The sequence below is a fragment of the Meridianimarinicoccus marinus genome (assembly GCF_040689105.1).
Taxonomy (GTDB): Bacteria; Pseudomonadota; Alphaproteobacteria; order Rhodobacterales; family Rhodobacteraceae; genus Meridianimarinicoccus; species Meridianimarinicoccus marinus.
In genome coordinates, this window is record NZ_JBFBVU010000018.1 from 21295 (window position 1) to 34353 (window position 13059).

The 13059-nt window shown below is 66.9% G+C and carries 11 protein-coding genes; 7 read left to right on the plus strand and 4 right to left on the minus strand.

All coding sequences use genetic code 11. The features are described 5' to 3' along the window. Positions 1 to 20: 20 nt before the first annotated feature. The 4 genes from AB0T83_RS13615 (at position 21) to AB0T83_RS13630 (ending at position 4503) form a co-directional block, all read left to right on the plus strand. Positions 21 to 3008, plus strand: a complete 2988-nt coding sequence (locus AB0T83_RS13615) for a helicase-related protein (RefSeq protein WP_366193695.1) — start codon at positions 21 to 23, stop codon at positions 3006 to 3008. A gap of 31 nt (positions 3009 to 3039) precedes the next feature. Further along, positions 3040 to 3390, plus strand: coding sequence for an RNA-binding S4 domain-containing protein (locus tag AB0T83_RS13620; protein ID WP_366193696.1), 351 nt, complete (start codon positions 3040 to 3042; stop codon positions 3388 to 3390). Positions 3391 to 3440: 50 nt separating this feature from the next. Further along, positions 3441 to 3779, plus strand: coding sequence for a ferredoxin FdxA (gene fdxA / locus AB0T83_RS13625; protein WP_193141167.1), 339 nt, complete (start codon positions 3441 to 3443; stop codon positions 3777 to 3779). A 214-nt stretch (positions 3780 to 3993) separates the two neighbouring features. Next, a complete protein-coding gene (locus tag AB0T83_RS13630) occupies positions 3994 to 4503 on the plus strand; it encodes a CarD family transcriptional regulator (protein WP_366193697.1) in 510 nt (169 codons plus the stop codon). 50 nt (positions 4504 to 4553) lie between these two features. Here AB0T83_RS13630 and cobS read toward each other — a convergent pair whose 3' ends face one another. Beyond that, positions 4554 to 5315: an adenosylcobinamide-GDP ribazoletransferase gene (gene cobS / locus AB0T83_RS13635; protein WP_366193698.1), complete on the minus strand. Its 762-nt coding sequence runs from the start codon at positions 5313 to 5315 to the stop codon at positions 4554 to 4556. A gap of 66 nt (positions 5316 to 5381) precedes the next feature. Between cobS and cobT the strand changes: the two genes are divergently transcribed. After that, positions 5382 to 6401, plus strand: coding sequence for a nicotinate-nucleotide--dimethylbenzimidazole phosphoribosyltransferase (cobT, locus tag AB0T83_RS13640; RefSeq protein ID WP_366193699.1), 1020 nt, complete (start codon positions 5382 to 5384; stop codon positions 6399 to 6401). A 3-nt stretch (positions 6402 to 6404) separates the two neighbouring features. Here the strand turns inward: cobT and AB0T83_RS13645 are convergent, their stop codons facing one another. Beyond that, positions 6405 to 8333, minus strand: a complete 1929-nt coding sequence (locus AB0T83_RS13645) for a cation:proton antiporter domain-containing protein (protein WP_366193700.1) — start codon at positions 8331 to 8333, stop codon at positions 6405 to 6407. Between the two features lie 130 nt (positions 8334 to 8463). Next, the gene (locus AB0T83_RS13650) at positions 8464 to 10380 is read right to left on the minus strand and encodes a hypothetical protein (protein WP_366193701.1); all 1917 of its coding nucleotides are present in this window, start codon (positions 10378 to 10380) and stop codon (positions 8464 to 8466) included. A gap of 121 nt (positions 10381 to 10501) precedes the next feature. On the opposite strand from AB0T83_RS13650, the gene AB0T83_RS13655 reads away from it, so the two are divergent. Next, positions 10502 to 11197: an SIMPL domain-containing protein gene (locus tag AB0T83_RS13655; protein WP_366193702.1), complete on the plus strand. Its 696-nt coding sequence runs from the start codon at positions 10502 to 10504 to the stop codon at positions 11195 to 11197. Between the two features lie 6 nt (positions 11198 to 11203). On the opposite strand, the gene AB0T83_RS13660 is transcribed toward AB0T83_RS13655, so the two are convergent. Continuing rightward, positions 11204 to 12496, minus strand: coding sequence for an O-acetylhomoserine aminocarboxypropyltransferase/cysteine synthase family protein (locus AB0T83_RS13660; RefSeq protein WP_366193703.1), 1293 nt, complete (start codon positions 12494 to 12496; stop codon positions 11204 to 11206). A gap of 77 nt (positions 12497 to 12573) precedes the next feature. Here AB0T83_RS13660 and AB0T83_RS13665 point away from each other — a divergent pair, with 77 nt between their 5' ends. Continuing rightward, positions 12574 to 12987 carry a VOC family protein gene (locus AB0T83_RS13665; RefSeq protein WP_366193704.1) on the plus strand — a complete coding sequence of 138 codons (414 nt, stop codon included), beginning with the start codon at positions 12574 to 12576 and terminating at the stop codon, positions 12985 to 12987. The last annotated feature ends 72 nt before the right edge of the window (positions 12988 to 13059 follow it).

Genomic DNA, 13059 nt, shown 5'->3' on the forward strand with positions numbered 1-13059 from the left:
CGGCGAAGGAAAGGGGTCTCATGTCTGGCAGCAGTCGCATCGAAGCGGTGCTTGGACCCACCAACACCGGCAAGACCCATTATGCGATCGAACGGATGCTGATGCATCGCACTGGCGTCATCGGCCTGCCGCTGCGGCTGCTCGCGCGCGAGGTTTACGACCGGATCAAGGAAAAACGCGGGCCTTCGGTGGTGGCGCTGATCACCGGCGAGGAACGCATCGTGCCGGAGCGTGCGCAATACTGGGTCTGCACGGTCGAGGCGATGCCCGAAGGCATGGGCGCCGATTTCGTCGCGGTGGACGAGATCCAGCTGTGCGGCGATCCCGACCGCGGCCATGTGTTTACCGACCGCCTACTGCGCGCGCGCGGCCTGCTGGAAACCCTGTTTCTGGGGGCAGACACCATGCGCAGCGCCATAGCGGCGCAGGTGCCCGGCGTCGTCTTCACCCATCGCGACCGGCTGTCCGAACTGACCTATATCGGCGCCAAGAAGATCAGCCGGATGCCCGCACGCTCGGCCATCGTCGGGTTCTCGGTGGAGAACGTCTATGCCATCGCCGAACTGTTGCGCCGCCAGAAGGGCGGGGCGGCGGTGGTGATGGGCGCGCTCAGCCCGCGCACCCGCAACGCGCAGGTGGAGCTGTACCAAAGCGGCGAGGTCGATCACCTCGTGGCCACCGATGCCATCGGCATGGGGCTGAACCTGGACATCCAGCATGTGGCGTTTTCGTCGCTGTCCAAGTTCGATGGTCGCCGGATGCGCCCCCTGCAACCCAACGAACTGGCACAAATCGCTGGACGGGCCGGGCGCCACACCCAGAACGGCACTTTCGGCGTCACCGGCGAGGCCCGCCCGCTGCCCGAGGATCTGGCGCAAGCCATCACCGCCAACCGCTTCGTGCCGGTCAAGAAGCTGCAATGGCGCAACGCGCGGTTGGATTTCGGCACCGTGGGCCGGCTGATCGCCTCGCTGGAGGAACGCACCGACGACGAATGGCTGTCCCGCGCGCGCGAGGCCGACGACCTGATGGCCCTGAAAACGCTGGCCGAAGTGGGGGCCATCCGGGCCCGGCTGGGCGACCCGCAGGCGGTGCGCCTGTTGTGGGACGTGTGCCGCATTCCCGACTTTCGGGGAATCAGCCACGCCGAGCACGCCACGCTGCTTGAGAGGATTTTCACCGACCTGCACGAAGTGCGCCGCATTCCCGACGACTGGATGGCGCGGCAAGTCAAACGCATTGACCGGACCGAAGGCGATATCGACACTTTGTCGAAACGACTGGCATATATCCGCACTTGGACATATGTCGCGCAGCGGAAAGGCTGGTTGGACGATGAAGCCCATTGGCGTGAAGTCACGCGGGCTGTAGAAGACCGCCTGTCGGATGCGCTTCATGCGCGTCTTACACAAAGATTTGTTGATCGGCGCACATCCGTGTTGATGCGCCGGTTGAAGCAGAGGGAGAGCCTTGTGGCTGAAGTAAACGATTTGGGCGAAGTCACCGTCGAGGAACAGTTCGTCGGACGGCTGGAAGGATTTCGCTTCATCCAGGACAAATCCGGCTCTCCCGATGAGGCCAAGACATTGCGGCAGGCCGGCCTTCAGGCGCTGGCCCCGCATTTCCACCTGCGCGCCGACAAGTTCTACAACGCGCCCGACAGCGAGATCGACTATACCGATCAGGGCGGGCTGATGTGGGGCGAGCACGCGGTGGGCAAGCTGGTCGCAGGGCCCGAGCCGCTGAAGCCGCAGGTCAAGGCCTTTGTCGATGACGAGGCCGGTGCCGATGTGGCCGCCAAGGTGGAACGCCGCCTGCAGCATTTCATCGACCGCAAGGTCGCGACCCTGTTCGAACCGCTGTTGAACCTGCAACGCGACGAAACCCTGACCGGGCTGGCCCGTGGCTTTGCCTTCCGAATGGTCGAGGGCAACGGCGTTGTGCCGCGCGATCAGGTCTCGGGCGACGTCAAGGAACTGGATCAGGAAGCGCGCGGCATGCTGCGCAAGCACGGCATCCGCTTCGGCCAGTTCACCATCTTCATGCCGCTGCTGCTGAAGCCCGCGCCGACACGGCTGCGGCTGGTGTTGTGGTCGCTGGCGCAGGGTCTGGACGATTTCCCCTCCAGCCCGCCGCCGGGTCTGGTGACCGTGCCGACCGCGACCGATGTGCCCGAGGGCTATCACACCATGGCCGGCTATCGCGCCGCCGGAGAGCGGGCGATTCGCATCGACATGCTGGAACGTCTGGCCGACCTGCTGCGCGCGCAGGACACGCGCGGCGGTTTCGAGGCCACGCCCGACATGCTGTCGATCACCGGCATGACGCTGGAACAATTCGCCGGCCTGATGCAGGGGCTGGGTTACAAGGCGGAACGCGACGAGCGTCCCAAGCAGCGCCCGCAGCCGGTTGCGCCGGAAACCACCGCTGAACCCGACGCAAGCGCCGAGGCCGAGACGTCGGAAGCGGCTGCCGCTGAAACCGAAGCCGCGCCGGCGACGGACCCGGCAATTTCGCAACCGGAAACCGAGGTTACGCCCGAGGCGGAAACCCCTGCCGAGACGCCTGTAAAGGAAGCGCCCGCAGTGGCGGCACCAGTCGCAGAGGAAACTCCGGTCGAGGCTACGGTGAGTGAAGACGCCGCGGAGGTGACCGCCGAGGCCGCTGCGGAAGCCCCTGACGCCGACACCGACGCCCCGGCGGAGACCGAGATCGAGGTGTTCTACACCTTCACCTGGGCGCCGCGCCGCCGTCAGGGCGGGCGTCCCCAGCAGGGCCGCCGCGACGAGGGGGCTTCCGGCGATCGTTCGGCCCGGGGCAAACCCCGGGGCGAGGGCAAGCCGCGCGGCGACAAGCCCGGCGGCAAGTTCCAGGGCGGCAAGGGCAAGGGCAAACGGCCGCCGCAGGGTGCCAAGACCTATTCGGCGCGTCCGAAGAAGGCCGAAAAGCCCATCGACCCGGACAACCCCTTTGCCGCCGCACTGATGGGGCTGCGTGACAAGACCTGAGGCCGGACCCGGCGCGCAAGAGCCTGGCTCCATGCGCGTCGACAAATGGCTGTGGCATGCGCGGTTCTTCAAGACCCGCAGCAAGGCCAGCGCCGTGGTGGCGGCCGGGCATCTGCGGGTGAACGGCCAGCACGCCAAAAAGGCGGCGCAGGCCATTCGCGCCGGCGATGTGCTGACCTTCCCGCAGGCGAAAACCGTGCGAATCATCAAGATCCTCGCCCTGGCCGACCGGCGCGGACCGGCCCCCGAGGCGCAGGCGCTTTACGAAGACCTGACCCCGCAGACTCCGCGCGACGACAGCGCCCCGCGCCCTGTTCACGGCCGCCCCGACAGCCGTGACCGCCGCGCCGCACGCGCGGCCAAACAGGCCCGTCTTGAATGATCGGGCCGGTCGGAGTAGGGAAACGCCAAACAAACGGATGAGTGCGCCCCATGACCTATGTCGTCACCGACAACTGTATCGCCTGCAAATATACCGACTGCGTCGAGGTCTGCCCGGTGGATTGTTTTTACGAGGGTGAGAATGCACTCGTGATCCACCCCGATGAATGCATCGACTGCGGCGTCTGCGAGCCGGAATGCCCGGCAGACGCGATTCGCCCGGATACCGAGCCGGACATGGAGCAATGGGTCGAATTCAACCGCAAGTATAGCGAACTCTGGCCGGTGATCTATACCAAGAAGGAACCGCTGCCCGAGGCCGAGGAACGCGACGGCGAAAAGGACAAACTGGGCAAATACTTCTCGGAAGCGCCCGGCGAAGGCGGCTGATTTCCGCCGCACGACCTGCATCCCGCACTCCGGCATTTTCCGTGCCGGTATGCGGGGCTTTGAATTTTTGCGTATATGTGCTATATATTTTGGTCAGCGAAGTATAAATGTCCGGAAACGTCTCGCATCATGGGTGCGAGCACGTTTCTTTTTTCGCCTCGGTTCTCGGTGATTGCACGGGAATCGTCGCGGCCAGAGCAAGGAACACGTCCAGATGAGCCAAGAGTACACGCCGGATTTCCGTGCCAATGATTACGTTGTCTACCCGGCCCATGGCGTCGGGAAAATCGTCTCGATCGAAGAACAGGAAGTTGCGGGCCTCAAGCTTGAACTTTTCGTGATCTCGTTCGAGAAGGACAAGATGACCCTGCGCGTTCCGACGGCCAAGGCGGCCGGCGCCGGCCTGCGGGCGCTGTCGACGCCAGACGTGATCAGCCACGCGATGGAAATCCTGCGGGGCAAGGCCAAGGTCAAGAAAGCCATGTGGTCGCGCCGGGCGCAGGAATACGAACAGAAGATCAACTCGGGCGATCTGATCGCCATTGCCGAGGTGGTCCGCGACCTGCACCGTGCCGACGACCAGCGCGAACAGAGCTATTCCGAGCGGCAGCTGTATGAAGCCGCGCTGGAGCGTCTGACCCGCGAAGTGGCCGCCGTCAAAGGCTCGGGCGAGGATGAAGCCCAGAAGGTCGTGGGCGAGGTTCTGATGAGCCGCGCCGCCTGAGCGCCCGCCATTTCGAAGATTTCAAAGCCGCGCCTTCGGGGGCGGCTTTTTCATGTCAGCAGCACGGTCAGGCTCAGCAGGGCGGCAACCTCGGCGATCTGCTGCGTGGCGCCCAGCACATCGCCGGTCTGGCCGCCTATCTTGGCACGGGCTAGCAATGCCACGGCAACGGCAGCGGCTGCGGTCGCCAACGCCGCAACCATCACGCTGCTGTCCAGACAGGCCCAGGCTCCGGCGATCGCAAGGCCCAAAGCTACGGCCGCCGTGGCCGGGCGCGGCTGTCCAAGGGAGCGCGCCAACCCGTCGGCGCGCGCCGGGGGCAGCGCGGCCCAGACCACCACCATCGCGGCGCGCGACAGCATCCCGACCGCCAGAAGCACCGGCCAGTGCCGCGCCAATTCGGCCAGCCCTTGCCAGCGCAGCAGCCCCAGCAGGATCAGCGCCAGCACGCCGTAGGTGCCGATGCGGCTGTCGTGCATGATCTCGAGCCGTCGGTCGCGGGCAAAGCCGCCCCAGAAGCCATCGGCGCAATCGGCCAGACCGTCCTCGTGCATCGCGCCGGTCAGCACCACCGTCAGCCCCAGCGCCAGCGCCGCCGACAGGCCCTCGGGCAGACCGGCCCACAGCGCGGCCTGCATCAACAGCGCCGCCAATCCCCCCACAACCAGCCCCGCTAACGGATAGGCCCAGGCGGCGCGCGCCCCGCGCCGCTGCGCGGTGTTCATTGCCACGGGCACTGGCAGGCGGGTCAGAAGACCCAGGGCCAGGGCCGGGTCGGCGGGGTCCAGAAGGGCAGGTCGGGGTGCGGTCACTTGGCGGTTTTCCTCCGTGTTGTTCGCCGTTAACGTCCCGCCGGAACAAAAGCAACGAGGCCGCGCATGTCCCAGGATCCCTTTCAGTCGCTTTCGCAAATCCGCGAGATCCTGAGCCAACTTCCGAACCCCGATCAGGAGGCCGTGGTAGGGGCGCTGAACCGCAACGGCCAGTTGACCAAACCGCCCGGCGCGCTGGGACGGCTGGAGGATCTGGCGATCTGGTACGCTGGCTGGCGCGGCGATCACCGCCCGGTCATCCGCGCGCCGCAGGTTCTGGTCTTTGCCGGAAATCACGGGGTCGCCGCGCGCGGCGTGTCGGCCTTCCCGCCCGAGGTGACAGTGCAGATGGTGGCCAATTTCCAGGCCGGCGGGGCGGCGGTCAACCAGTTGGCCAAATGCTTTGGCGCCACCTTCATGGTGGTGCCGCTGGATTTGGACCGCCCGACGCAGGATTTCACCCAAGGTCCGGCGATGAGTGAGGCCGAGATATGCGCCGCTTTCAGCGCTGGCTGGCAAGGCGTGGACCCGGACGCCGACCTACTGATCACCGGCGAAATGGGCATCGGCAACACCACGTCTGCGGCGGCCATCGCTCTGGCCCTGTTCGGCGGCACGGCACGCGACTGGACCGGGCGCGGCACTGGCGTCGAAGGCGCGGCCCTCGAGGCCAAGGCGCAGGTGGTGGCGGACGGTCTGGCAGCCAATGCCGATCTGCTGGCGGATCCGCTGCAGGTGCTGCAAGCCCTTGGCGGGCGCGAGATCGCCGCCATGGCCGGGGCCATCCTGCGGGCCCGCAGCCTGTGCATCCCGGTGATCCTGGACGGGTTCATCTGTTGCGCTGCGGCGGCGGTGCTGGAAAAGGCCCGGCCCGGTGCGCTGGATCACTGCGTGGCCGGGCACCGCTCGGCCGAACAGGCGCATCAGCGGCTGCTGGATGCCCTGCACAAACCCGCGCTTCTGAGCCTCGGGATGCGGCTGGGCGAAGGCTCGGGCGCGGCGCTGGCCATCGGGGTGCTGCAAGGCGCGGTTGCCTGCCATTCCGGCATGGCCACCTTCGCCGAAGCCGGGGTGGCCGGTGGCTGAGCCCTAGTCCGTCGGCGCAGGGATCGCTTCCTTGTCCTCGAAAGAGCCGTCCTTGCGTTCCACCTGGCTGACCAGCGCGGTTTCCAGCTCGCGGCTGAACTGCTTGGCCCGCGCCATATAGGCGGCGTTCTCGGTCACCGGCACGCCGGGCTTCCAGACTTCGGCCTGTTCGCGCAGGGCTTTCCGGTCGAGCTTGTAGTAGAGCGTTTCCAGCTCGTTGGCCTCGAACTCGCTCAGCCCCATGTTCTCCAGCACATAGCGCGCGGCGCGCAGCGAGCTGTCGAACATCTCGCGCACGATGTCATCAGCCCCGGCGCGGTACAGTTCGAACACATGCACCCGGTCGTGGGCGCGGGCGACGATGTGCAGGTCGGGCCGCACCCGGCGCGCATAGCGCACGATCCGGGTCGAGGCGTTCTTGTCGTCCATCGCCACCACCAGCACCTGCGCCTCCATCAGCCCGGCCGAGCGCAGCAGATCGGGGCGGGTGGGATCGCCCAGAAAGCCCTTGAACCCGAACTGTCGCATCAGGCGGATGGTGTTCAGGTCGTTGTCCAGAACCGTGGTGCGAAAGCCGCTCATCTGCACCATGCGGTTGACCACTTGCCCGAAGCGGCCGACACCGGCGATGATGATCGGGCCTTCCTGCTGGATCTGGTCTGGCGGCTGGTCTGGCGGTTCGTCCGAATGGACGCGCTTGGACAGGACCTCGTAGGCGATGAAGAACAGCGGCGTCAGCAGCATCGACAGGGCGATGACCAGATAGATGACCTGCTGGTATTCCGGCGGGATCACACCGCGTTGCAGGCTGAACCCGGCCAGCACGAAGCCGAATTCCCCGGCCTGCGCCAGCCCGAGGGTGAACAATCGCTGATCGCGTCCCTTGAGCTGGAAGATGCGGGCCAGCAACAGCAGGATCGCGCCCTTGGTGAACATCAGCGCCAGGGTCAGCGCCAGAAGCTTGAACGGCTGCGCCAGGAAGGTGGCCACATCCATGCCCGCGCCGACGGTGATGAAAAACAGCCCCAGAAGCAGGCCCTTGAAGGGCTCAAGTGCGGTTTCCATCTCGTGCTGGAATTCCGAGTTGGCCAGCACCACCCCGGCCAGGAAGGTGCCAAGCGCCGGTGAAACGCCAAGGATCAGCATCAGGCAGGCGATGGCAATGACGATCAGCAGCGCCAGCGCCGTGAACATCTCGCGCAGGCGCGTGGCGTGGATGGCGTTGAACACCGGGCGGGTCAGAAAGATGCCCGCAAGGATGATGCCCACCAGCGCGGCCAGAGTCACGAGCGCCTCGCCCCAGCCGGGCAGCTGGGCCAGGTGGCCGCGCGCCCAGTTGGCGAATTCCATCATCCCACCGGCGGAAGTGGCGCCATGTCCGGCGACGTCATGGGCCACGACCGCATGCGGATTGACACCGCCAAGCGCCAGCAGCGGCAACAGCGCCAGCATCGGGATCACCGCCACATCCTGCGTCAGCAGCACCGCGAAGGTGGCCCGCCCGCCATTGGTCTGCATCAGCCGCTTTTCGGACAGTGTCTGCAACACGATCGCGGTCGAGGACAGCGACAGGGCCAGCCCCACCGCCAGCGCCGCCGACCATGTCAGCCCCAACGCCATGGCGGCGGCCATGATCGCGCCGGTGCTCAGCACCACCTGCAACCCGCCCATGCCGATCAACCGGTGTCGCATCGCCCAGAGGGCGCGGGGATCCAGTTCCAGCCCGATCAGGAACAGCATCATCACCACGCCGAATTCGGCAAAATGTTGCAGGCTTTCGGTCTCGCTGCCGACCACGCCCAGAACCGGCCCGATCAGGATGCCGGCCAGCAGGTAGCCCAGCACCGATCCCAATCCCAGGCGCGACGCAATGGGCACCGCCAGAACGGCGGCAAGAAGATAGATCACGGCCTGAAACAGGAAACTTTCCATGGTCCCTCGGTTTGGTCGGGTGTGCGGGCGTTGCGGGTTGACCCCACTGTGACGCGCTGGTCGCGGGGCCGCCACCGGTCATTGCGCGGATGCGGCCATCCCACGCGCTTTTTACCGGCGCGGGGGATTTCTAGCCGCGCGGCATGGTCAAGGTCACGTTGCGTCCGCCCTTCACATAGCTCAGCCGCCCTTGGTTGATGGCCGACACCTTGCCGCCGTCGATGCGGTCACCGACCTCGACATTGACGACCCGGCCCGAGGGCAGGCGGACAAGGGCGCGCGGTGACCGGCTTGAGCCGAAAGTGCCCAGAAGGTTGATCTCGTTCAGGTCGATGCCGCTACCACGGGTGGCCTGTTTCGCCACCTTCTGGGGCGAGGCCGCCGTGGGCGTCGCCACCTGGTCCTGCCGAATCACTTGCGGCTTGGGCTTGGCCACGCTGGCGGCGGCAAACCGCTGGGCCGCCTGCGGCGAGCGCGCTTGGGGGCGCGGGGCCTGGCTGACGGCCTGCGCGGTGGCGGGCGCGTCGCGCACCGCATCCTGGGCCGAGGCCGGGCGCGGCACCGGGCGATAGAGTGCCAGTTCGGTCTTGGTCTTGCCGCCAAGGGCGGCGCGCTCGAACCTTTCGTCCAGACCCTGCGGACGGGCGCGGGGCGCGACGTTTTTCAGCGGGTGATCCTCGGCCAGACCGGCGCGGGTCAGCACGATGGTGACTTCGACCGGCTCGTCCCGGTCCGGGCGCGGGCGGGCCTGACCGGGCGGTTGACCTTCGAACACCAGCACCCCGTCGGGGGTCGGCGTGCCTTCGGCGCTGGGGCGTACCAGACCGCGCTCGTCCACCACGAAGATCTGCGCGGCGGGTCCGGGCGGCTGGGGCGAGGCGGGCAGGCTGTCGGCGGACCAGGTGGTCAGATCGGTCAGCGCCAGCGCGTCTGTGCGAAAGCTTGGATCCAGCCCCGGCATCGCAAGGTCCAGCAGATCCTGATCGTCCAGCGGTTGGGTCAGGATCGGCGCCGGGCTGTAGAAAACCGTCAGATCCTCGGGCAGCGGCGGCGGCAGGTCGGCGGTGCGCGTCATCCCGACCGGATCGGCGGCGGCAGCGATGCTCTCGGCGTTTTCGGCCTCATCCGCCGCGATTTCGGCGTCCTCAAGCTGTTCCGGCTCCGCCGCGATGATCCGGGCCGGGGGCTCACTTTCCTGCACCTCGGGCACATCTTCAACGGGCCAGAGCGCAGCCACGGACAGACCGGCCACCAGCACCCCCGTCAGCGCGGCGGCAATGCGCAGGCGCGGGCCGGGGGTCAGCCGGTGGCGCAGGCTGCGCGCCGCCACGGCGCGCTTGACGCGGGGCGGCGGATCGTCGGCCTCGATCTCGTCGAGGCTGCGAAGATGTTCGGGGTTGCGGCGGGCGACCTCATCGGCGCGGGCGCGCGCCTTCATTTGCGCGGCCAGAGAGGGCGACGGCGCGCGTGCGACCGGCGGTTCCACAGGCACCTCGGTCACGCCGGGGGCGGTGTCGGGGTCGGGCAGATGGGGGGGGCCTTGCGCGCCATCCGCAGGCCGCAGCCCGCCAAGGTCGGGCTGATCCGGGAACTGGCCCGGTTCGGGGCGGGCGGTGAAGGCCGACGGCGTGGCCCCGCAGGCTTGCAGAAACACCGTGGCTTCCTCGATCACCACGCGCGGGGCGGCAGCGATCAGGAACCAGCCGCCCTGCAAATCCCAATCCAGCGCCATGTCCTCGGTCAGATGCGGATGCTTTTCACAAAGAACCGCGATCAGCCGGGCGGTAGGGTCCTCGGCGGTCTCGCCGATCTCCTGCACGGGCAGCGCGGCATAGGTCATCTGGTCGGGGGGCAGCGCCACCAGCAGATCCAGCGCCTCCAGCGGTGTATCCAGATGCCCCGCACCAAGACGCAACAACGCCGACAGCCGGGTGTGCAGCCCGTCTCCGGCTAGTGGCGTGCGCCCCAGCCGCGCCCAGCCCCCGCCTTGGGGAACCAGAAGCGTTGCCCACTCTTCCGAGAGGTCGAGAGCACATCGTTGCGTCATTTGCCTGTCCGGACTGCCTTGCCGCTGCATAGCGCGGTTTGTTTTCCAGAATGCTACCATATCTGGAAAGACAGGACAGGCCCAACCGGACCTGAATACATCCAAACCAAAGGAAAACAGCATGACCAGACCGCTGATCCCACTTCTTCTGAGCGCGATGCTGATGGCCGGGGCTGCCGCTGCCGACACGCCGCAGCGCAGCATCACCGTGACCGGCGAGGGGCGCGTGGCCGCAGCTCCGGACATGGCGCGCTTGCAGGCGGGCGCGGTGGCGCGGGCCGACACCGCCGAGGGCGCGCTGGCGGCCATGTCGGACATGATGGCGGCGGTGCTTGAGGCACTGAAGGCCGAAGGCATCGCGCCCGAGAAGATCCAGACCCAGTCGCTGGGGCTGATGCCGCTGAGGCCCAACCGCAATGACCCCGGCGTCGATCCGCTGGCGGTGATCGGCTTCGAGGCGCGCAGCGAGGTGGCGGTCGAACTTACCGATCTGGCGCGGGTGGGGCCGGTCATCGACACGCTGGTCAAGGCCGGGGCCAATGACATCTCGCGGCTGAGCTTCGACATTGCCGACCCCGCAGGCCTACGCGATGCCGCGCGCAAGGCGGCGGTGGCCGATGCGCTGGCTTCGGCAAAGCTCTACGCCGATGCGGCCGGGGTCGAACTGGGCGAAGTGCTGAGCCTGAGCGAGCAGGGCGGCGGGATGCCCCGGCCCGAAATGGCGGGCCGGGCGCTGATGGCCGATGCGGCGGTGCCGGTGGCCGAGGGCGAATTGCAGGTCACCGCGCGGGTAACGCTGGTCATCGCCCTCGACTGATCGGGCCTAGCTGGTGGCCTTGGCCAGGGCCTGATCGATGTCGTGGATCAGGTCCTCGGCGTCCTCGATGCCGATGGACAGACGCACCACATTGGGGGCCGCGCCGGCGGCCTCCTGCTGCTCCGGCGTCAGCTGACGGTGCGTGGTCGAGGCCGAATGGATCACCAGCGACCGGGTGTCGCCAAGGTTGGCCACATGGCTGAAGATCTCGACACTGTCGACGAATTTCACGCAGGCCTCGTAGCCGCCCTTGATGGCGAAGGTGAATAGCGCCCCCGCGCCCTTGGGGTACAGCGCCTGAACCCGGTCGTAATAGGGCGACGAGGGCAACCCGGCGTAGGTGACGTAATCGACCCGGTCGTCGTCTTCCAGCCAGTTGGCGATGACCTGCGCGTTCTCGACGTGGCGCTGCATCCGCAACGACAGGGTCTCGATCCCCAGCAGCGTGTAATGCGCCGCCTGCGGGTTCATGGTCATGCCCAGGTCGCGCAGCCCCACGGCGATGGAATGGAAGGTGAAGGCCATCGGGCCAAGGGCGGAGTGGAAGGTCAGCCCGTGATAGGCGGGCTCGGGTTCGCTGAGCGAGGGGAACTTGTCGCTGGCCGACCAGTCGAATTTGCCGCTGTCCACCACGCAGCCGCCGGTGACAGTGCCATTGCCGGTCAGGTACTTGGTGGTCGAATGCACCACCAGGTCGGCGCCCTGTTCGATCGGGCGGCACAGGTAAGGCGTGGCCGAGGTGTTGTCGACGATCAGCGGCACGCCGCCGTCATGGGCAATGCCCGAAATGGTCGGCAGGTCGGTCACATAGCCGCCCGGATTGGCGATGGATTCGCAGAATACTGCGCGGGTGTCATCGTCGATGGCCGCTTTCACCGCCTCCACATCGTCGAAATCGACGAATTTGGCCGACCAGCCGAAGCGTTTGATGGTCTGGCTGAACTGGGTGATCGTGCCGCCGTACAGACGGGTCGAGGCCACCACGTTCTTGCCCGGTCCCATCAGCGGGAACAACGCCATGATCTGCGCCGCATGGCCCGACGAACAGCACACCGCCCCGGCGCCGCCTTCCAGCGTCGCGATACGTTCGGCCAGCACGGCAACCGTGGGGTTGGTCAGGCGCGAATAGATGTAGCCGACCTCTTGCAGGTTGAACAACGCCGCGGCGTGATCGGCATCGCGGAACACATAGGCCGTGGTCTGATAGATCGGTGTCTGCCGGGCGCCGGTGGCCGGATCGGGGCTGGCGCCTGCATGGATCTGCAGCGTGTCGAAACCTAGTTTTGCCGTGTCGGACATTGCTCTCTCCCTGTGGTGTCGCCAAAGTAGCAGTAAGTGAAGGTTTTCTCCCCGACAAGCTGCCAAAGGTTCCTGCCATGCCCATGCCCTTTCACCTTGCCATCAATGTGGCCGATCTGGACGACGCCCGCGCCTTTTATGGCGGGCTGCTGGGGGCCGAGGAGGGGCGCAGCACCGACACCTGGGTCGATTTCAACTTCTTCGGCCATCAGCTGTCGCTGCACCTTGGCCCGGTTCTGGAAACCCGCAACACCGGCAAGGTAGGCGAGCACATGGTGCCGATGCCGCATTTCGGCGTGGTCCTGACCATGGCCGACTGGGAGGCGCTGGCCGCGCGGCTGACCGAGGCCGGGATCGATTTCGTGCTGCCGCCCTCGCGCCGGTTCGAAGGCCAGCCCGGCGCGCAAAGCACCATGTTCTTCCGCGACCCCTGCGGCAATCCCATCGAGGTGAAGGGCTTTGCCGACACCGAGGGAATTTTTGCCAGCTGACCGCAATCGCGCCCCATCCCGTCAAACGGGTTGATCGGGGCGTTGCGCTTGCCTAGGCTTCCTGAAATTGCA